The organism is Brevibacillus sp. 1238 (assembly GCF_029892995.1).
GTDB lineage: Bacteria > Bacillota > Bacilli > Brevibacillales > Brevibacillaceae > Brevibacillus > Brevibacillus parabrevis.
In genome coordinates, this window is the sequence record NZ_JARXWC010000023.1 from 1 (window position 1) to 21,127 (window position 21,127).

Annotated in this window: 13 protein-coding genes and 2 CRISPR repeat arrays; of the genes, 12 read left to right on the forward strand and 1 reads right to left on the reverse strand. The window is 46.1% G+C overall.

What is annotated here, in order from left to right; genetic code table 11:
- The first annotated feature begins 526 nt into the window (after positions 1-526).
- The 3 genes from M2298_RS27530 to M2298_RS27540 all read left to right on the forward strand — a co-directional run bounded on the left by M2298_RS27530 (position 527) and on the right by M2298_RS27540 (position 1,788).
- Positions 527-1,054 carry a sigma-70 family RNA polymerase sigma factor gene (locus M2298_RS27530; RefSeq protein WP_122965514.1) on the forward strand — a complete coding sequence of 176 codons (528 nt, stop codon included), beginning with the start codon at positions 527-529 and terminating at the stop codon, positions 1,052-1,054.
- Positions 1,055-1,058: 4 nt separating this feature from the next.
- A complete protein-coding gene (locus M2298_RS27535) occupies positions 1,059-1,247 on the forward strand; it encodes a helix-turn-helix domain-containing protein (RefSeq protein WP_122965513.1) in 189 nt (62 codons plus the stop codon).
- Between the two features lie 109 nt (positions 1,248-1,356).
- Positions 1,357-1,788 carry a hypothetical protein gene (locus M2298_RS27540; RefSeq protein WP_122965512.1) on the forward strand — a complete coding sequence of 144 codons (432 nt, stop codon included), beginning with the start codon at positions 1,357-1,359 and terminating at the stop codon, positions 1,786-1,788.
- A gap of 98 nt (positions 1,789-1,886) precedes the next feature.
- On the opposite strand, the gene M2298_RS27545 is transcribed toward M2298_RS27540, so the two are convergent.
- Positions 1,887-2,354: a hypothetical protein gene (locus tag M2298_RS27545; protein ID WP_280649337.1), complete on the reverse strand. Its 468-nt coding sequence runs from the start codon at positions 2,352-2,354 to the stop codon at positions 1,887-1,889.
- Positions 2,355-2,851: 497 nt separating this feature from the next.
- A CRISPR array of direct repeats spans positions 2,852-4,288; the repeat unit is 37 nt; unit sequence GTTACATTGAAGACCCGAGAAGTTAGGGGACTGAAAC.
- A 719-nt stretch (positions 4,289-5,007) separates the two neighbouring features.
- Positions 5,008-5,709: direct repeats of the CRISPR family, unit length 37 nt.
- Positions 5,710-6,249: 540 nt separating this feature from the next.
- Here M2298_RS27545 and cas1 point away from each other — a divergent pair.
- From cas1 to M2298_RS27590, 9 genes are all read left to right on the forward strand, one after another.
- The gene (cas1, locus tag M2298_RS27550) at positions 6,250-7,260 is read left to right on the forward strand and encodes a CRISPR-associated endonuclease Cas1 (RefSeq protein WP_208715229.1); all 1,011 of its coding nucleotides are present in this window, start codon (positions 6,250-6,252) and stop codon (positions 7,258-7,260) included.
- 2 nt (positions 7,261-7,262) lie between these two features.
- Positions 7,263-7,517: a CRISPR-associated endonuclease Cas2 gene (gene cas2 / locus M2298_RS27555; RefSeq protein WP_122965509.1), complete on the forward strand. Its 255-nt coding sequence runs from the start codon at positions 7,263-7,265 to the stop codon at positions 7,515-7,517.
- Positions 7,495-8,121, forward strand: coding sequence for a CRISPR-associated protein Cas4 (cas4, locus tag M2298_RS27560; RefSeq protein WP_280649338.1), 627 nt, complete (start codon positions 7,495-7,497; stop codon positions 8,119-8,121). Before cas2 ends, cas4 begins: the two co-directional genes overlap by 23 nt.
- Complete coding sequence (locus tag M2298_RS27565) at positions 8,108-10,864, forward strand: PD-(D/E)XK nuclease family protein (RefSeq protein WP_280649339.1); 2,757 nt, start codon at positions 8,108-8,110, stop codon at positions 10,862-10,864. The genes cas4 and M2298_RS27565 overlap by 14 nt, the downstream gene beginning before the upstream one ends.
- Entirely contained in the window at positions 10,852-14,136 is a 3,285-nt protein-coding gene (locus tag M2298_RS27570) for a UvrD-helicase domain-containing protein (RefSeq protein WP_280649340.1), read from the forward strand. The genes M2298_RS27565 and M2298_RS27570 overlap by 13 nt, the downstream gene beginning before the upstream one ends.
- 100 nt (positions 14,137-14,236) lie before the next feature.
- A complete protein-coding gene (cas6, locus tag M2298_RS27575; RefSeq protein ID WP_122965505.1) occupies positions 14,237-15,208 on the forward strand; it encodes a CRISPR system precrRNA processing endoribonuclease RAMP protein Cas6 in 972 nt (323 codons plus the stop codon).
- 642 nt (positions 15,209-15,850) lie between these two features.
- On the forward strand, positions 15,851-18,301 hold the full coding sequence (cas3, locus tag M2298_RS27580) for a CRISPR-associated helicase Cas3' (RefSeq protein ID WP_280649341.1): 2,451 nt from the start codon (positions 15,851-15,853) through the stop codon (positions 18,299-18,301).
- Positions 18,285-20,027, forward strand: a complete 1,743-nt coding sequence (locus tag M2298_RS27585) for a hypothetical protein (RefSeq protein ID WP_280649342.1) — start codon at positions 18,285-18,287, stop codon at positions 20,025-20,027. The genes cas3 and M2298_RS27585 overlap by 17 nt, the downstream gene beginning before the upstream one ends.
- On the forward strand, positions 20,024-20,968 hold the full coding sequence (locus tag M2298_RS27590; protein ID WP_122965502.1) for a DevR family CRISPR-associated autoregulator: 945 nt from the start codon (positions 20,024-20,026) through the stop codon (positions 20,966-20,968). The genes M2298_RS27585 and M2298_RS27590 overlap by 4 nt, the downstream gene beginning before the upstream one ends.
- Positions 20,969-21,127 lie beyond the last annotated feature (159 nt).

Genomic DNA, 21,127 nt, shown 5'->3' on the forward strand with positions numbered 1-21,127 from the left:
GACGCTCACGTTTCCCCATGACATTCTCTCCGTTCCATGTCGATTTGATTTCAATCTACTAGACCCTAAGAGAATTGTCCAATTCAGTGTAGCCGCTCCAAACAATATTGAACAAAAGACATGAGATTCGAATGCTCTCTCAATACACTCAATTACAAAAGTTTACATTATAGGGGATTAAAATATTTGGATTTAATAATTTGATAAAATGGAAATCAATAACTAAAGAACTAAGCCCTCGGCCATAAGAAATTTCGGCAGCAGAGAGTGAGTGCCACAGTTTTTCACCGAGGAAAATATTAACTCATAGCACGCAGCAATGGAGTTCTTTGCTGATGAAACATGTGTTAAAAAAGGAGGACAACCGATGAAAGCTGTACAAAATGGTCTGAAAATAAGCTACTGAGAATGCAGCTTGTAGTAACAATATCATATTAGTGAGTGATTCGAGACGTGCCAGTGTTAAGCTGGTACGTTTATTTTTTTGAAAAAATGAACGTATCTTGTTTGATGAGGGTGAAAGTGTATGAGCGAACTTACTGACATAGCGAACCAAAAGCTGATGAAGGCATTTTTAGTTCAGGCAGATAATCAACAACTATACCAATGTCTGTGTACTTATCCAGAAGATACACAATGCACGGAAGAATTAAAAAGGAGATTTGAAGAATTTCTTAAGGAGATTCGATTGATCAAGTATATTTCATCAATCATTCACTATACAGCCATCGAGCTTTCTTTGCACAAGAGGAAACAAGACGGGATATATCATCCAGTAGACGATTTTGAAAAGTTGGTCGACGGGTTAACTTACACCACAAATGAACTTATCGTAGAGGAAAAACAGTGCTGGAAAGAAGTATTAACGGATAAGAGGTTGCTTGATGCTATCCATAAGCTCACTGAAAAGGAACAAACGATACTTAACCTTCTTTTTCTTGAGAATATCAAAGAATCGGAAGTTGCGTGTCTTTTTGGAGTGTCTCAGCAAGCTATTTCCAAAACAAAGAAACGAGCACTATTGAAGCTAAGAAAACAACTGGAGAGGAGCTAAATACATGAGTCTGTTAACGCTGGTAAAACGAGTACAAAACAACGACAATATTGCAATGCAGGAGATCATAGATAGATTTGAGCCAAAAATTCGCAAATCATTACGCTTCACAAACGCATCTGTTCGCGAAGACATGCGACAAGAAATTGTTTTCCGTTTGATTAAAGCAGTCAAATCGTATAACAGAGCATAATTTTTTTTCGGAATCAGGTTGTATTTTTCATTTTAGATTCTCTTTTATTAGTAACAAGTTAATAACCGCGCGGGAAGTTACTTGGAATAAATTTTGGAGGAAGATAAAGATGGCACGTACACAACTAAAACAATATGCGGATACAATTATTGTTTCAACAGATGAGCTGGATGAGCTTGCGAAAGCTATGGAGGATATTCTTGAGTACGGCATTATTGAAATGGATGATAACAAATTGGAGGCAACCATTTCGATTACCGCTGCTTTGGCAGGGCTTGTGTTTAAGCTTTCTCGAATCGGGGGCATCGTGGTAGGGGTTATTGGCTTGGTTACATCCTTATCTACTGATTTGCGAAGTGATTTGGAGAGAAATATTCGTAAAGCGATCAAAGATATGCATGATACTCGTCGTTTCATGAAACGAAATGGATACAGCAAGGTCAAGATCGAGTATCCTTTTATGGACTATAAAAACATGCGACTGATAACAGGTAAGGGAGAAGCTCTTCGAGTGCTTGGCGATCGTTGGGAAGACCTGTAATGAATACGAAAGGAGATGTTCGGTTCGCTAGCCGAATATCTCCTTTTTTCTTTGCACGCGATCTGTTTTTGCAGAAACAACAGTTGTATGGTGACAAATTATTTATTTTTTGCTGAGTTGAACACTTCGTGGATTGCTAAGTCAGGATTGTTTTCAATTTTATAAACAGGGATTTCGTCTGAAGATTTACTGTAAAACTTCATGTAACGAGTATCAGCGAGATATATTGTACCTACATCCTTGTTGTTTTCTTTCACATCAATGGTATACGTATGATTCGTTTCTTTTACACGGTTCGTATCAGCATCATTTGCATCAGATTCACTTTTCATTTTGCGTAGCTCCATTTTTGAAAAATCGCTGAGCACTTTTTGAATTTCCGCTGGGTCAGAAATTTCTACTTTTTCCTTATCTTCATTATTAGTAATGGTCAGCGAGGTTATCTTTTGCTTATCAAATAAGGTGAGGTCATCAAATGCCCAGACTTTGAAGCCAGGAAAATAAATGAGGTTACTGAGCGCAAAAATGGCTAGAAGAGAGAAAATAATGGTATAAATTTTTTTCACGGCTTACATCTCCTTTATAGAGCATCTCCGTAGAAAATCCAGGGTTTTTTTAGGGGGAAATGAATGAAATTAATTGCAGTACCACTTAATGGTATCATTTTACAGTTGTTTTGCAAATACCACTTTCTTCCTAAAATCAACAAAAGGGCTTGCTCCAAATGTAAGAGGCAAAACTTGAACAATAAATCGAATTTATCTATGGAAAGGGTTGGATAATATTAGATGTTTGAGTAATTTTATGTTAGTGGATCTTGTTGGTCCAGACCGTACAAAGAAATGGGTAGATGAGATGGAGGATAATGTTTTATTATAGGCATGAGAGCGAATGCTTACTCTTTGGCGGGGAAAAATAAACAAGATGAGAACAAGCTGATTTTCGAGGATAGGCTGCGATTTTTGACAGAAAATGAATCCTCGAAAAAAGAGCATCTTCTTGTTGGCATTGAGTAGGAGGAAAGCCTTGTCGTGACTGGGGTTAAGCATGTTAGTCAAAGTCGGTTACATTGAAGACCCGAGAAGTTAGGGGACTGAAACTTTAGAACCTCGCGCATAACGTGCTCATTTACCTGTTGTTACATTGAAGACCCGAGAAGTTAGGGGACTGAAACACGGAATCCGCGCCGATGGTAACCGTCGAGCCGCCAGGTTACATTGAAGACCCGAGAAGTTAGGGGACTGAAACTATCCGATGCGAAGCGCCGGGATTTTATCTATGGACGTTACATTGAAGACCCGAGAAGTTAGGGGACTGAAACTGCTTGCCTACTGCTGGCACCGGATCGATTTGCTTTGTTACATTGAAGACCCGAGAAGTTAGGGGACTGAAACCTTCTCGATCAGGACAGCTATTTGCTTTTCACGGCTCGTTACATTGAAGACCCGAGAAGTTAGGGGACTGAAACATTCAGGAACGCGGTGAGTTTACGTTCATCTGGCAGGTTACATTGAAGACCCGAGAAGTTAGGGGACTGAAACAGGCAGAACGTTCTGTTCAAACATTGCTTAATCAGTGTTACATTGAAGACCCGAGAAGTTAGGGGACTGAAACTGAAACAACCGGAGAAGGAACCGGAAACGAAACCCGGTTACATTGAAGACCCGAGAAGTTAGGGGACTGAAACTATAATTCTATTTTAGTCCCATTGAGAATATGCGTCGTTACATTGAAGACCCGAGAAGTTAGGGGACTGAAACCGAAGCAACGGAACCTGAACGATAAAAATGCCAAGGTTACATTGAAGACCCGAGAAGTTAGGGGACTGAAACCAACTTGTGCCAGTGGGAATAATTCAGGTGCTTCTAGTTACATTGAAGACCCGAGAAGTTAGGGGACTGAAACCCTTCTTCATTGGGGATTGACTGCGGACTGTATTGCGGAGTTACATTGAAGACCCGAGAAGTTAGGGGACTGAAACCGTCAACGTAAGCAATGAGGTACTACCCCATGGCACAGTTACATTGAAGACCCGAGAAGTTAGGGGACTGAAACATAGCGGAGAAAGCGGAGGAGGACGTTATGAAAGCAGTTACATTGAAGACCCGAGAAGTTAGGGGACTGAAACAAAGCAGTCCTGACATCAGGCCAGAATATCAATCGAGTTACATTGAAGACCCGAGAAGTTAGGGGACTGAAACAACGAGAATGCAGCTTCTGCTATGTCAGCCACATCCGTTACATTGAAGACTCGAGAAGTTAGGGGACTGAAACTGCTGGCACCTGGGCATAGGTCTTATTGCCTTCGATGAGTTACATTGAAGACCCGAGAAGTTAGGGGACTGAAACCTTACAACTTTTCAATATATCGCGCCGCGATCTCTTCCGTTACATTGAAGACCCGAGAAGTTAGGGGACTGAAACAGCTCTCCTCTTGTGCGTGTTGTTGGTGCAGACTCAGTGTTACATTGAAGACCCGAGAAGTTAGGGGACTGAAACAGCGCGATCATCAAACCCGCTACGATGACGGTTTCAAGTTAGATCCAAGCTCCGAAGAACAGGAGATAGATGGATTGCAAAGAAGGGAATATCAAATCAGTTCGAGGGGAAACAGGTATCCATTACAATGAGCTGACTTCATGGAACGAAAGATACTGAGCATCTCTAGAATTTTAAATTTTTTGATCTTTCATCAGATAAACAAAATAACGAATTGCTTCTAAACGGCGTGGAATTTCGGTTTTGGATACAAGCTTCATGTTGTACTTGTCCGAAGGTTTTGTGAGCTGATTTTTTATGTATAAATCATTTCGAAAATTGGAAAGAGGGTAATCCCGCACATCGTGGAGAAACAATATTAGGGAAATGCGAATGTATCTTGTATCTAAAGGTAATATAGAGAAACTGTAACTGGCTTTGCTCCAGAGTTACTTTGTAACCTAAACTATCATTTACCACTGGTCAGACGACAATTCGACTTAGCGAACCACATAAACCTATAGCTGAAAGTAGAGCAATGTTTTATTATAGACAGGAGAGAGAATGGTTATCCTCTGGCGGGAGAAAATAGACGATATGGGGTACTCAAATATAGACTTTCGAGGATAGGCTGGATTTTTTAACAGGAAATCAATCCTCGAAAAAAGAACGATCTCTTGTTAGTGTTGAGATTAAGACAACCCTTGGTAGAAGTGGATTCGTTTGCGTTAACCGAGGTCGGTTACATTACAGACCCGAAAAGCAAGGGGACTGAAACCTAGCTGTCCTCATCAGCGCGTCTGCCGTCATGTGTTTGTTACATTACAGACCCGAAAAGCAAGGGGACTGAAACTTCAATAGCAGTTGGAGACATCTTGAGATAGTTTGCGAGTTACATTACAGACCCGAAAAGCAAGGGGACTGAAACGGTATAACCCGCTCAAATAGGCACACTGTACTTTCTTGTTACATTACAGACCCGAAAAGCAAGGGGACTGAAACAGTGACGTAGTTGCTGATGAAATTTATCTCATTCAAGTTACATTACAGACCCGAAAAGCAAGGGGACTGAAACATAACGCGAAATACGACACACTGGTAACAGGGTGCAGTTACATTACAGACCCGAAAAGCAAGGGGACTGAAACTGTTCCTGAAAATCCAGCGAAGATCTGTACATTTGCTTGTTACATTACAGACCCGAAAAGCAAGGGGACTGAAACCGTTATTAGATGCCTTTCAGCTTGGAAAGCTGTTCGGGTTACATTACAGACCCGAAAAGCAAGGGGACTGAAACTGATAGATTGAACGCGGAAATCAGAGTAAAATCCAAGTTACATTACAGACCCGAAAAGCAAGGGGACTGAAACAGGAGGTTTTACAGAAGCGATGACGGTAGCTGAGCTGTTACATTACAGACCCGAAAAGCAAGGGGACTGAAACCGTGTTCCTCGATCCGCCGCAGCAGTGGGCAGTATCGTTACATTACAGACCCAAAAAACAAGAAAACTAAAACCGATAGACTGATAAGCGTAGCAGCAGCCGAGTGCCAAGTGCCGAGGAGACTGAAGCACTGCTCGATCATATGTCCAACCAGTTCTTTTTTCCGATTGCATGAAAAACCCGAAACCCTAGAGACCCCGACTCGAAGTCGAGCGTTTGCCTCAAGTACATTTAGTTTTTGCCCGACCTTTACGCTGATCAACGAAGGAATTGTCTGAATTGAACGACAATAAACAGTGGAACCACTCCCTTATCTTTTGATCGCGCCTTTCCCAATACCTGAGCAATCTGTATAAACCGATATGCATGAATCGCTTCTCAAAAAATCAGCATCTCATAACTATCAGCACTCTCCCAACATTAAACTCTCTGCCTTTACTCATGCAGAGAGTTTTTGTTTTTCTCAGATGCCGTTTACTCCATCAATTTTCGGACGAGACTGAATCTATCCTACTAAATGCTAAATGGGAGTGGATGTTTGTGCAGGTAGTAATTGATGAATACGGATACGCCTTGCGTAAGACCAGTGAACGGCTAGTGATTCGGGACAGGGAAAAGAAAGTTGTGCAGGAGATTCCCTTTTTTCAAGTGGATGACGTTGTGATCTCTTCCAAAGGTGTTTCGATTTCGTCGGATGTGGTTGAGAAGTGCATTGAAAACGGTATACATATACATTTTTTGTCCAACAGAGGGGAACCTTTTGCCAAAGTAGTCTCTCCTTTCTTGCAAGCGACGGTGGCTACAAGAAGGGCACAAATACAGGCGTACAATGATGAGCGTGGTGTGAAAGTCAGCAAGCATTTTGTTCGGGCAAAAATACGGGCTCAAGCCAGTCTCGTTAAATATTGGGCGAAAAATCGGAGAGACAAAAATGAGAATTTGCAAGCGATGTTTCAAACAGCCATCTCCAATTTGGAGCACAAGCTGGATGAATTGGAGGAAATAAAGGGAGCAAGTGTTGATGAAGTTCGCGGAACGCTAATGTCCGTAGAGGGACGTGCTGCATTTGCTTATTGGGAAGTTGTGAAGTGCTTAGTACATCCTGATCTTGGCTTTCAGGGGAGGGAACATCGGGGAGCGAGTGATCCCGTGAATCTTGCCTTGAACTATGGATATGGTTGTTTGAAAAACGAAATCTCGAAGGCCGTTCTCTTGGCAGGACTGGAGGAGTGTGCAGGTTTTCTTCATGTTGATCGGTCTGGCAGACCTTCCTTTGTTCTTGACTTTATGGAGGAATTTCGCCAACCCGTCGTTGATAGAACGGTGCTCTCCATGTTTACCAAAGGATTTGCGCCCAAAATGGAGGAAGAGGCTCTGCATGTGGAAAGCCGACGGGTAATTGCGCAAGAGATTCGGGAGCGTTTGGAGAGCAAGGACAGGTATGAAGGGAAGAAATATCAACTAAAGACGATCATTCAGAGGCAAGCTTACCATCTGGCTACTTATTTCAGAGGCGAGCGAGAGTACAGGCCTTTTGTCTGGAGTTGGTAGCGATGCATCTACTTGTGATCTACGACGTGCAAGATGATAAAGTCCGGAACAGAGTAGCCAATGCCTGCAAAGACTATGGCTTATATCGCGTGCAGTACAGTGCTTTCAAGGGGGAGCTTTCGCTCAACCGGATGCAAGAATTGTTTTTACTTTTGAAAAAGATTCTTGGCGTTGACGTGGGAAACATTCAGATGTACCCGATGTGCGAAAAAGATATAAAGCAGGTGAAAGAAATTGAAAACGTCCACTTTCTCTGAGAGCCGCACTTTCCATGACGGGTTGGAGTTGAATGTCACTGATTTGAAGCAACACTTGTATTGCGCGCGCATTCCTTATTATTTTTATGTGATGCCAGTTCCCCGACCAGTGTCCTACAAAATGAATCACGGTGTAGCCGAGCACATTGAGTTGGATCGTCTCGAAAAGCGAAGAGGGTATCGCTCGTATGGGCTGACAGAAGGAGAGCGATTGTTTCACCTGCAATTGAAGAGTGAATCTCTCGGCTTGTATGGCAAGCTCGATTTGACGATTGCTTATCAGAAAAAAGGGATGACCCACTATATTCCTGTGGAATTTAAATACACGGAAAATCGTATTTTTACAAATGCCAAGTATCAGGCAACCGCGTATGCCATGTTGCTGGAGGAGCATTTTCAAGTCCCTGTTCAGGAAGCGATTATTTATCAAATTCCTACGAAAACGGTACATCCTGTGAAAATAAATGATGCTATGCGCAAACATGTCCAGGACAGCCTGACCGTCATTCGCCGCATGCTGGAGAGTGAGGCGTTCCCCGAACCAACCTCGCGGGCACGCTGTCATGATTGTGAGTACCGGAGATATTGCAATGACATTTACTGAGCAAAATAGCATTGCTGTACTGGAAAAAGCTGTGCGGGAACGGAAAAGCGTCGTTTTTATCGGAAGCCACTCTGTATTCATCCAGCAAAGAAAACAAGAACTGCTACAGGCGACAGGCGGATATATCGGAATCAAGTGGCTGACGTTGCATCAGCTGGTGGATCGTATTATGCAACAAAATGGGCATTCGTACGTTCGAATCGACCAGCCAATGCGGGAGGATCTGGTAGAGACAGTCATGCTGCGGCTTGAAGAAGAGGGGAAAATTCCTCTGCTAAAGAATAGCTTGCGTCATGCAGGAATGGTTAAGTCTGTTGCCTTGTGGATGGAGGATTTGGAAAAACGTCCCCAAGAGAACTGGCGCTCTATCTTGAGAAGCGTCGCCCTGCCTGTTCTGGCAGAACTCGGTCTTGTCTATGAAGCTTACGTTACACTCGTGGAAAATCGTTCCGTGTCTTACAAGGAAGCCGGACAACTGATGGACATGGCAAGTGAATACTTGAAAGAGCCATATACAGTAGCTGATTTGTCGACGGAGCTTGTCATTGTAGAAGGGGATTTTCCCGAGTTGCCTGAAATTGCAGGCATGTTGGAATCCATCTCCAGACTGCCCGCGGAAGTCATTTTCACCTCACCACATATAGCAAGCAACACGAGCAAGTCTTTTAGATGTTTAGTGGGAATGAATGTCTATGATGAAATGCAAACAATAAGCGAAGATATTATTCAGCGGCTTAACGAAGGCTTTTTGGCAGAGGAAATCGCTGTTGTTTGCCCAAATGATGGTTACCTTACAGTGGCGAAGCGCGAACTGCGAGCGAAAGGTGTGCAGGTAAAAGAAGCGGGAAGCAGCTCTTTGTTGAATTTGTCAGTGACGAAGCGGCTTTTGGCAGTAATGGAGCTGAAAAGAACCGACTGGAAACGCACGCACCTGCTGATTTGTGCCAGTTTATGTTCCAAGATGGCGGGCATGTCGGATGCAGAAGTCGCCTGGGGACGGGCTGTCATCAAAGAATCGGGCGTTGCTGCGGAGTTTTCCCGATGGCTTGCTTTGTTCAAGGGGCAAGCAGCACGAAGTCGGCTCCGCAATCACTATTTGACAGAAGCCGGAGAGAGCCAGCTTGTTCAAGCGTCTGAAAGCTATGCTCAAAAGTGGGTCAAATTTCTTTTCTGGTTAAGACGGCGTCTTCGAGCTTTAGCAGATGATGAAACGTGGGAGAATCATCTCACTAGCATGTTAGAGTGGATCGATCAAGACGAAAAGTGGATGAGAAAAGGAAAACGAAGCGCCATCCAGAGTATGGAGTACGAAACAATTCGGAGTATTTTCCGAACACGTCGGGAAATTGCCCTGAGTGTTCCCGGTGAGGAACAGGGAAGATTGATCAGTCTGGAACGAGTGATGAAATGGCTGCGTCAACGAATGGCCTTTCATCAGCTGCCTTGTGATACGAAGGGGGAAGGAGTTCATGTCCTTCTGGCGGATCAAATCTCTGGGGCAAAATTTGCTTGTACATATATTGCCGGGTTGGCTGATGGCATTTGGCCACAGTCATATACTCCACACTGGATTTGGCAATTAGTTGAGCAGGACCGATCAATCACGAATGTGAAGCTACCCTCCGCTAGTGAGCAACGTCAAGAAAATGATCGGCTGTATGACCTGGCGGTGATGTCTGGTCAACGGGAGGTCATCCTGTCCATGCCTTTGCGAGGAGAGTGTGGGCGTCCGACAGTTCCAGCCGATTATTTGAAAGAACGTTTTGGAGAAGCAGATTGGCAGTACGTCGAGGGCAAAAGTGATAAGCCAAAATTCAACAAGATTACGAAGAAAAACAGTTTCAAAACAAAAAGCACGGTCGCCCCACGCTTTTTTGACGAGCGTGTACCGATCAGTGTGACAGGAATAGATGATTACGCCAAATGTCCATTTGCTTACTTTGCCAGTCGTGTGTTAGCAGTAAGAGAAGAAGTAGTACGTCATGAAAGATTGCTGCCAACAGATATCGGGAGCATCATCCATCATGTTCTTAGACTGCTGGTTGGGGAACAGCTTAATGCTGTCGATGAGCTTATCCAACAGGCGGCTGTTTATTTGGACGAGGAACTGCAAAGGTATGAACGAAAGTATTGTCTCCATGGTCCAAAATGGGAAGGGCAGTGCAGCAGCCTCAAAAAAGAATTGGAATCGTTCCTTTTGAAAGAAGGCGATCAACTGTTAAGCAGAGAGGGAATCGTTCAACTTGCCGAGTGGGGATTTGGACGAGTGCATTTGGAAAAAATGGACCCCCGTTCAACAGGAGAACCTTTGCTGATTCGCAAAAATCAAAAAGAATTGCGCCTTTCGGGGATTATTGACAGGATTGAACTTGCTTGCGATAGATTCAAAATTATTGATTACAAGCTATCGAAAAGTCCAACCAGCCGGGAGATGGAGTGCGGCTCTGATCTGCAAATGGCATTGTACTTGATTGCCTTTGAGAGCATTGATCCTGAAAAGGCTCAATCAGTGGAGGGAAGATTTTCTGTTTTAAAAGATCAGGGGAGCGGTGGGCACATGGTCTTTTCATCGAAAGCGGAATTTGAAGCTTATAAAACAAGTATCGTGGAGCAGCTTTTCCAGTTGAGGGAAGCGATGGCTTCGGGAGATGTCTTGCCGCGCCCGCGTTCTATTTTGCAGTGCAAGCAATGTTCATTTCAAAGCGTTTGTCGAAGGGATGAAGGGAAGACATGGAGAAGCTGACGGAGTCACAGCGACTGGCGGTTGAAGCAAAAGGTTCCCGGATTCTTGTCTCGGCGGGCGCGGGGGCTGGAAAGACGCGGGTATTGACTGCACGCGTACAACACCTGATTGACCACATTGGTATCGCGCCGGAACGGATACTGGCCCTGACGTTTTCAGATCAAGCGGCTAACGAGATGAAAGAGCGAATAGATCGCAAGCTGGGAAAGACAGACGTAACGGTCCTTACTTTTCATCGCTTTTGCGGCAGGATTGTCATGGATAACCCGCTGCTGGCAGATGTAGACCCGGCGTTTGCCATGCTGGATGAGTCTACATCCCATTCATTTTTGCGTGAAACGATCGAACGGGAATTATACAGCGGCAATTCCGATGAGCTGATCCATTGGGTGGAACAATGTGGCCCAAAAACGGCACTGGATCTGTTTCTCGCTTTTTATGAACATTGGCGGGAGACTTCGTATAGCCTGGATGCGCTTCAGGCAAAAACAGAAGCGCGATTGGCCGATGAGGTAAGAAAGTGCCAGGAGGAAATACAAGCGATCATGAGTCAACTCCATACCATTTCCGAGGGAAGTGCAGTTAAAGCATCAGGAACGCTGGCACGAATGGAAAAAATCTTGGCGGCCTGGCAGGTCTATACCCGATTAGGCTGGCAGCGCCCTCATTCAAGAGCGTCAAAAGAGGAAACGGTGTACTTGCAGGCGGAAAAATGCCTGCACAGTTTGTTCGGTGAAGTGACAAGAAATGTTTCTAAGGAAGTCAAAGATTGTTTTGGGAAACTGTCTGTATGGAAAAAGGATCAGCTTTGGAGAGAGCTTTTGACGGATCAAACGGCACGCTTCCGTGAAAGCTTGTTTGCCTGGATGGAGAGGACAGATCAAGCTTATCGCATGCTGAAAGAAATTTATGGCTGGTGCGACTTTGCCGATTTGCAGAGAAAAGCGTATATGTTGCTTCACGATCATAAAGAACTGCGCGAAAAATATGGCATGATGTATACGCATGTCTTGGTTGATGAATACCAGGATACCAGCCCGATTCAACAGCAGATTCTGGAGCAGCTTGAAGCAGGAAGCGACAGTACAGCATCTTTGTTCATGGTCGGAGATGCAAGGCAATCCATTTACCGATTTCGCGGGGCAGATGTAAGCGGATTTGAACAGATGCGCAAACAGCTGGGAGACAGTGATGCGTACATTTCCATGCGGGAGAATTTTCGTTCTGCTCCTTCCTTGGTGGCGTTTTTTGCAGAAATGACCAGACAATTGTTCGGGGACGGTGAGATCGTCTCAGGGTTGTCTGAGTCCCGTTCATCCAATCAACCAGTTGTGGAAGTATTGATCCCTGCATTGGAAGAGGACTGTGATCCTCGGGAAGCAGAAGCACGGTTAGTGGCTCAGCGTATCAATGAATTAGGTCCTGCATTATGGGGAGATGTTGCCATCCTGTTACAGACGCGGACTCATCTAGCCAAATATCAGCAAGCTTTGGAGGAACTGGAGATCCCATATGTCGTGCATGCAGGAAATGGGTACTGGAAGCGACAGGCTGTCCACGATCTTTATCACCTGGTTCGCTTGGTGGAAAATGTGGAGGATGACATTGCATTGCTCGGTTTTCTGCGCGGGCCGCTTGTTGGCTTGTCTGAGCATGGCTTGTGGAGGGTGGCAGAGCAAGCTGGACTGAGGCAAGGCTTTTTGAACTTCATGGAAAATGAAGACATCAGTTGTTCAGCAGAAGACCGAAAGTGTTTGCGGGAGGCAAAAAGAATATTGCTGAGAGCAAGAAGCCTTCATAAAGTAGCAGGACTGGCTGATTGGCTCCATATGCTCTTGTATGAGGAAGGACTGGCGGAGCAATTGGGCTTTCCGGATTTTGCCCCAGTAATCACTTTGGCAGATGAGCTGGAGAAGCGAGGGGAGTTTCATCTCTCGGATTTGCTACTCTGGTGGCAGCGGCTTCGTGAAGGGGACGATAAGGAGGATACCCAACAAAAAGAGAATGCGCACGGCAAAGTCAAAATCATGACCATTCATGCAGCGAAAGGGTTAGAGTTTCCGATTGTGTTTGTCCCTGACCTTTCCCATCGGTACACAAAAGGAATCGGGAGGCTGCATTTCAGTCGCGATTGGGGCTTGGCCAATCAGCATTATCATCAGGACGTCAAAGAGTGGCTCCCTACACTCGGCTATATTCGTGCTTGCGAAGACGAGCGCAAAGCCGTGATTGACGAACAAAAGAGATTGCTGTACGTTGCCATGACACGTGCGCAGGAACAGCTGATTTTCTCTGGGGCTGCCGCCTCTTTTACGGATAAGCCTTCCATTGAAGAGTGCTCCAATTGGTTTGATTGGCTCCCGTTTCTTGTTCCCGAGTTGCGGAAAGGGGCAAGCGATCAGGTGATACGAAGACCGGACTGGAGTTTGCAAGTAAGGGTGGGGATGTCGCATGAGCCATTCTTGCGTGCGACGCAGAAAGTCACTGCGATGGAAAAGCTCGATTCTCCAACAAGTGAGAAGCATGTAACCGCACGGAAAAACCGCTTTTCGCAACGAATATGGAGCGTGTCAGAATGGGTCGAGCTGTTGGCAGATGAACAGAAAAAGCAGAAGAGGAACGAGTCTGTCTCCTATTGGCGTCACGAAAGCAACCGTTTGCAGGCATACGAATGGGGCCATGTCTTGCATCGGATATTGGAGCATTTGCAAGGGGACCATGACCTGGATTATGCTTGCGAGCATCTTTTGAAAATGGCACTGGCTTCGATAGGACTGACGAGTCGGGAGGCGCATGAAACCGCCTGGGAGCACGTGAAAAATGATGTAGCGACCTACATGAAGAGTGAACTGCATAAGGAATGTCGTCGGGCGAAGACTCTTCACAGTGAAATGCCGTTTGCAATCCGATTGTTCGGAGACGATCAGGACAAAGGCCCCTTGTTGCTGAATGGAGTCATGGACAAGGTATGGGTAAGGCCAGACGGCAAGGCTACCATCGTGGATTTCAAAACGCACAAGTACAAAAATGCGGCACAGGCCAAACGAATTGTCGAAACATACACGCCTCAGCTTCAACTGTATGCGCATGCGGTAGAACAGTTGCTGGGGTGGCGAGTGGACCGTGCGGGTCTGTACATGACTGCTACTGGCAGTTACATGGAAGTCCCTTGCGATTTGCGAGCAAGAGGAGTGTTATTCGAAAAAATGCACGAAATCTGGACGAAAGCAGCCATTGTCCCTGAAAGCGAGAAGCGCCTTTTTTCCTTGTGAGGAGGCGTTTTTTGCCGTTGATGCATGGAGGAAAGTTAGAAGCAATCCCGAATTTATCCAGATAAGATCCGATCAAGGGGACTGGCAAGGAGGCTAACCGTTGTTTGAAGAACTGAGAATTGCGCAATATCGTTTTACTTTGGAGGCAGGGGAGCAGGGGCTGGAGCTGCCGGCCTGGAAGGCGTCGACTTTTCGCGGAGCTTTTGGTCACGTGTTCAAACGCTTGTCCTGTATGCATCCTGAGCAAGCTTGCAGCTCCTGTACAGCCTTATCTTACTGCGCCTATCCGTACATTTTCGAAACCAGACCGGATCAAGAGGACGGGTTTATGGGGAAATACGATCAAGTCCCTCGTCCATATTTGTTCGAGGTGCCGCAGGATAAGCAGACGCACTATGAAGCAGGCGACTTGCTCACGTTCGATTTGCGGCTGTTTGGCAAGGCGATTGATTACGCTCCTTTGTTCGTGACGGCTTTTAAAGAGCTGGGGCGGGAAGGGATCGGCAAAGGCAGAAAACCGTTTCGGCTCATTCATGTGGAAAACAGGGACGAGTACAACGGGAAGCATCGAAGCATGTACATGAATCTTGAGAGCGGGATTGTGCACCAACCAGTTGTCCTGACAGGTAAAGAGATTATAGAGCGGGAGCGTGCTCGGATAGACGGAGCTGGTGGCGTGGAGAAAGTGATGATTTTTTTTGAAACGCCTTTGCGGTTGAAGTGGAAAGGCCAATATACGACTGATGTGCAGTTCTCTGTGTTGTTTCGCACTTTTTTACGCCGTATGACAGGTTTGCTGCAATTTCATCATGATGTTCAGCCAGAGTGGCCGATTCGTGAACTGGTGGAGCGTGCGGAGAGAGTGAGACTTGTGGAAAAGCGGGTAAAGTGGCTTGATTATGATCGGTATTCTGTGAGACAGGATGTCAAGATGAAGATGGGCGGAGTAGTGGGATGGGCTGTGTATGAAGGGGAGATTGCGGAGTTTCTACCGTGGTTGAAGGCAGCCGAGCATACCCATGTTGGGAAGAATACTGCGTTTGATTTGGGGCGGGTGAGAGTATTAAGGTAGATGTGGATTTTACCATGATAGGGTTGCAGTAATGTAGTCAGCATATAATAAGAACATTGATACGAACGTAAAAATCCTTTTAAAGTGGAGAAAAACGAATGTTGCAGAAGTAAAAGAGGCAAGCGTCTTTTAGTTAAATTGGATTTTATGTATAATATATCCAAAAGGCAGAGCAGCCTTTTGAATTGGGATCCCATTTTTAACCATACCTATTTTTTATTTAAAATAACCAAATATATAATTTTGAATTTATTGATGAAGTACAATCGCAATCCCTTATTCTTAAATACAATTTGAGTGAATTAGTAAAAATTTTGTTCTAAAAATATCTCCTCATCACATAGGAATTGAGTATGTCTGTGAATGAGGAGGCGAAAAAATGGTTAATTTTCGTTTTTGGTTTGTTCTAATCGTGATCAGACCAGAGAAGACAAAGAAGACGTTATTGAAACGTAAATAACGCTTCCCAGAGAGGTGATGAGCGAGATCACCTCTCTGGAATATATGCGTTAAAAAATAGAAAATGACCCAAATAAAACACGGGGACTGAAATTTATTATTCTTAACAATGTTGAGAGTGTTTGAAACGTATGACCCGACAAAAGGGGACAACGTTGTTTCATAATCAAAAGGAGTGAGTTCATGAAAAACTTTTTTTCCGAACTTCTCAAAACCAAACCAGATGAGGTGGCAGTTGAACCTCATCCATACCAACTTCAAGTTGCAAACCTCCTATTAGAAGGCCGCAATCTTGTCCTAACTGCCCCCACTGGAGCAGGCAAGACATGGGCAGCCCTGTTCCCTTTTTTGTATGCACGTAAGAAAAAACTGGAATTTGCGGACAGAGTCATCTATTGCTTGCCACTGCGCACATTAGCTTCCTCCTTGTACGAATCAACAAAGCAAAAACTTGAAAGACCCGACCTCAAATCAGTCTTGGATATTAAAACAACACTCCAAATGGGCAACCAACCAAACGATCCGCTGTTCCAGGGCGATGTCATTTTCACGACCATTGATCAACTGCTGAGCGCCTACATCGGCTTGCCTTTCGGAACGTCAAAGGCAGCGGCCAACATTCCTGCCGGAGCTTTGATCGGTGCGTATGTGGTCATTGATGAATTTCATTTGCTGTCCTACACGGAAGCGCTGCCGACATTCCTGGATATGATGAAACGGCTGCACCCGTATACGCGCTTTTTGCTGATGACAGCTACTTCTCCAGAGCCGATGGTGTCGGCGCTGGTGACACATCTCGATGGCATGAGCGTGGAATTGCAATCAGCAGAGTTGAACAAGCTGTCCACGAGAAAGCGCAGCCTGTACTGGCGCGACAAGCGAATGAGCGGCCAGGATATTGCAGACAGACACCAGGGCGGACGAACATTGGTCATTGTCAATGAAGTCAAACGAGCGCAGAGCTTGTACTTCGAGCTGACGGACATCCTGGAAAATCAGGGGCGGTCAATCGAGGTCCGCGTATTGCATTCGCGCATGTTCCCCAAACACCGGGAAGAGGTGGAGTCTTGGGTGACGCAAGCTTTTTCCCGGGATTCGGAAAAGGAAGCGATCCTGATCGCGACCCAAGTCGTAGAAGCCGGGCTAGATATTTCTGCCACACTTTTGCTGACAGATTTGTGTCCAGCCAATGCGCTTTTGCAGCGGGTGGGGAGATGTGCACGTTTTGCCAATCAGGAAGGGACTGTGGAGGTGTACTCGCTAAGGGAAGGAGGCGTAGAACATTTTCTGCCATATGTCTCCTCGCAGCGTAAAAAGGAAGAAAACGACGATTACCAAATCATGCTTGGAACGGAGCGGGCGCTGAAGGAGCTTGAACCGGGAACAATCATCACGCATGAATTGGAAAAGCAGCTGATCGAAACGGTGCACGGCGCAATTGACCAGAAACGAATCGCGTTGGTCATGCATGATCTGTTTTTGCGGGAAGATCAAGTTACCAGGGCTTTGATACGCGGAGATGCAGAGATGGGCGAGCTGATCCGGGCCATCGATAATGTTTCGATCATTATTCATCACTCGCCTGAAGAGGTGGATTTGCATCGGAAGCCGGAAATGGTCTCCATCGGGCGCAGAGGGCTTTACTTTTTTCTGAGCGGCTTGGAGTGGACAGCGGAAAAATGGGAAAACAACCAACTGATTTTTGTTCCCCAGTTTCCAGACGATCAGGATATTTCAGCGCGTGTTGCATGGAAGCCGATTCGATCTCCCAAAGAAGTCCTCGCTCATATGACGGTGCTTTTATCGCCCAAGCTCGCGAAGTACGATCCGGTTGTGGGATTGCAGCTTCAAAAAGAGCCGTTGAACTGCGAAGAAGCAGGGGAGCGGGTGTCGGAATTTTTGGAGAATGAACAAAAGGTATCTTCCCAGCGTTTTAGCTACCAGCGAGAAACGTATTTGGAGCACGTACAAGACGTTCGCAAAATCAACAGAGAGGAGAGAGCGAAATATTTACAGGCAACGAACTTTCTTTCCAAAAGGTTTCGGATGAATCCAGTCCAAGTGGAGGAAATAGCTGATCTGGTGACGGCCTTGCACGATGTGGGGAAGCTGGGAGTGGAAGTCCAGCGAAAAATGCGTCGCTGGCAGACGGAGTACAAACAAAAAGCAGAGCTGGAATTGCTCGCTCACACCGATTTTGATGCCACGAATCCGGAAGAGCTGGCTGCTTATCGGATAGGGAAATACAGGCCGCCACATCATGCTGTGGAAGGGGCGGTTGCTTTGCAGGAATGGTGCGGAAAGACATTTGACAGGAAAGTTGCGGTTCCGCTCCTGCTTGCAATCATGCGCCATCACAACGCCTACAGCAAGGAGTCTGACACGATTGTCTTTTGCAAGGGAGCCAGAGAGCATGTGCTGAAAAGCCTGCAAGGTTTGCCTTATGAGCCGTTTTTAAAGCCGCAAACGATTCAGCATCGCATGGACGAGCTTGTGAGTTGGCTGCGCAACAACGACGTGCTGGCGATGTACTGGTATTTGTCACGCAGATTGCGGCTCGCGGATCGGGCATCTCAACAGCTAAAAAACCGGAAGAATGAAGGGAAGGAGGAAACAGATGACTGGTTATCGTGAGTTTTACGTGGGAAAGCGAACCGGGACCTATGCAGACACGCTTGCTGCTGTCGGTTTGACGAAAATGCTCCGGGCCTTGCAAGGAGGAGATGGCTCGCTGGTAACCGTTACGGAGCAGAGCAGCCGATTTTGTGTCGAGTTGGCAGAGCCGATCGAGCTGAATGCAGAAAGAGTCTCCATCCTGCAACGGGAGCCGCTCTACTCTTTTATCGTGACAAAGCCTGGGGAAAATGCTCCTGATGGTATCGTTCCCTATGATTATGTGGCGAACAAGGCGATCGCAGATGCTTACCGGGAGGAGCGCAAACGGAAAAAGGGAGGGGAAGAGCGGGAGGAGCTTCCGAATGTATCGCCCCGTTTTTATGTCTACCAAAAAGTCAATGTGCTGCAAGGCATCAGTGCCCGGAACAAATTGCTGGAGGAGATTGTCTACGCGAAACCGGAAGAGTTGGCACAGGCGGTAATTGCGAAATTGGAAGCTCTTGCAAACGGGCAACTCACCAGTGAGGCTGCAACTAAATTCAATCCTAAAGTCGCTGCTGTGCAAGTGTTTAATCCGAGCGTAGGGAAAGGAATCAATCGCCTAAAAGCAGATGGTGCAACACGTGGTCCGTTGCCGTCTTCGTTTGTCGACTGGTTCGAAGAATGGCTGCGTTTTATTGGCTCAGATATCGTCATGTCCGGAAACTCGATTGGTGACGACATCAAAATGAACGTGGTGGTTCCGGCAAAAGCGAGCTACCGTCACCTAAATGAGTTGGAAGAGCATAAGTTCAGCTATGTGCGCACATCGCGGAAGGCAGACATATTGGCTGTTTTTGACTTGGTTTTGTTCCTCGTGAGTAAAGTAGATGTTTCAACAGATGCATTTTGGAGTTTTCGGATGCAAGTCGGCGAGACGCCCAGGGATATCTTTTCCGCTGTTCAGACCGCTTATTTCAAATCATTAGGTTCAGCCAAACCCATTTCCAATATTGCGAGCATCGGCTTGCCGCATTGGTTTAAAGTGCGGGATGAAGCGGATATCGCACGGTGGGAAACGCTCATCAAGGAGCATCGCGACGTGTTGTTTTTACTGGATGAGGATAAGACGGAAGAAGCCGAGTTGCTCCATTTGTACCGCGATTTTCTTTCCGGCGATGATTGGCTGTCGTTTCTCCGATTTCTGGGCAGCTATGGTTGCTGGAGCATGAAGCGCAGGGAAGCTAAAAAACCGATGAGGTCTTTTGTGAAAAATCATTTAGAGGAGTTGTTTACATTGAGCCAACCTCGGCTGCCTGTAGTAGATATTATCAATAACTCCGGCTTTCAAAACATCGCCAAGGCGATCAGACAAGCGACGGTCAGCGAGCAGTATGCAAAAGCGAAGGGCAGACAAATTTTTGAAGTCAGATACGGGCTGTTTCAGGAAATCAAAAGAAAAGCCAAATTTCGCGAGGAGCTGCTGACGGTCATTAGCGATTTTATTTCCCAATTCAACTATGAAAACGCGAGACGGGAGGAGCAACTGAGGGAAGCGCCAGGACGTCGGCGCAAACGGGTCTCTATGCAAGATTTACAAGAGTTTGCCGAGCTGATGGACCGTTTTCCGAGTCAAAAGGAAACGGAAGCGATAGCGATGCTGTTGATCGCCTTTGCCTCGTGCAAGGATGGCAAGGGAACAGATGCAGATACAGAAGATCAAGAAGTAGACTTGACATATACAAGTGAGGAGGAAGAAATATGAGCGTACCGTTTCAGTCTTTGTCAATCTCGGGATTGCTGACTCTCGATATGCATGCTTTGAACAATGAGGGAGCCGAGGGCAATCAGCTTCAGACACGCATGGTTCATATCGTGGATGGAGAGGGAGAGCCAACCGTTGTCAATGCGATTTCCGGCGATATGTTGAAACACATGCAAGCCGAGCATTTGCACGGGATTGCGGTGGAAAAAGGCTTGCCGTTATGTGCAGGCTGCCAGAAGTTTAATGCAAACCGGATCAACGCAGATAGTGACTTTATTCAAACTCTTGGAGACAAAAATGCCATCGGAGAAACGGTAAAAAAAGTTCTCCAGCATTGCGCCGTGGATGATCTCGAAGGCGTATTGATTACCCAGGGCGGACGTTCTACTCCACGGAAATCTACGGTGGAGTTTGGCTGGATGATCGGCCTCCCGGACAAAACAAGGACCGAATCTTATTTTCATGTAAAATTCGATCCGAATCGTGGGCAGGGATCGGGGGGAGAATCTGGCGCCAATCTCGGACAAAACATTTTCTACAGACCAGCCAGCTCCGGCGAGTATGCCGTTGTCATGAATGCGGAACTATCCCGGGTCGGGTTTAACGATGTGGAGCGCGAGCATCAAATTCCGGTCGAAGCGCGCAAGGAGAGAGTAAAGGCTTTGCTGGAAAGCGTTTTGCTCACTTTTATCAAGCCGCTTGGTGCACATAGAAATACGCAATTTCCGCACATTTTGAACTTTACAGGTGTTGTCTCTGTCTCTGCATCTACTGTGCCAGCCCCGACGGTCAGCCCTCTGAAGAAAAACTTTTCCGAGGAACTGTTGAGCATACAGGAACAGTTGAACCGACTGTACCCAGAGGCGATTACCACCTATGAGTATTCGTCTCAAGCTGAATTTACAAAAATCATGGTCGATTTGATCGAACAGGTAGGGTAAATGTATGTGGCTTGTGACTACGTACTCGCCCAACGCTCTGTTTTCCTTGAGGACGTCATCTTCGACAAGCTCGGGTGGAAAAACGAATCTCGTACCAACCATGTACAGTGTAAAAATGGCATTGCTTGATGCCGCTTTTCGCAAAGGAATCGAGGGGAG

Coding starts and splice junctions, on each gene's coding strand:
- M2298_RS27530 (WP_122965514.1), top strand. CDS start 527: ATGAGCGAACTTACTGACATAGCGAACCAAAAGCTGATGAAGGCATTT.
- M2298_RS27535 (WP_122965513.1), top strand. CDS start 1,059: ATGAGTCTGTTAACGCTGGTAAAACGAGTACAAAACAACGACAATATT.
- M2298_RS27540 (WP_122965512.1), top strand. CDS start 1,357: ATGGCACGTACACAACTAAAACAATATGCGGATACAATTATTGTTTCA.
- cas2 (WP_122965509.1), top strand. CDS start 7,263: ATGCATCTACTTGTGATCTACGACGTGCAAGATGATAAAGTCCGGAAC.
- M2298_RS27565 (WP_280649339.1), top strand. CDS start 8,108: ATGACATTTACTGAGCAAAATAGCATTGCTGTACTGGAAAAAGCTGTG.
- M2298_RS27570 (WP_280649340.1), top strand. CDS start 10,852: ATGGAGAAGCTGACGGAGTCACAGCGACTGGCGGTTGAAGCAAAAGGT.
- cas3 (WP_280649341.1), top strand. CDS start 15,851: ATGAAAAACTTTTTTTCCGAACTTCTCAAAACCAAACCAGATGAGGTG.
- M2298_RS27585 (WP_280649342.1), top strand. CDS start 18,285: ATGACTGGTTATCGTGAGTTTTACGTGGGAAAGCGAACCGGGACCTAT.
- M2298_RS27590 (WP_122965502.1), top strand. CDS start 20,024: ATGAGCGTACCGTTTCAGTCTTTGTCAATCTCGGGATTGCTGACTCTC.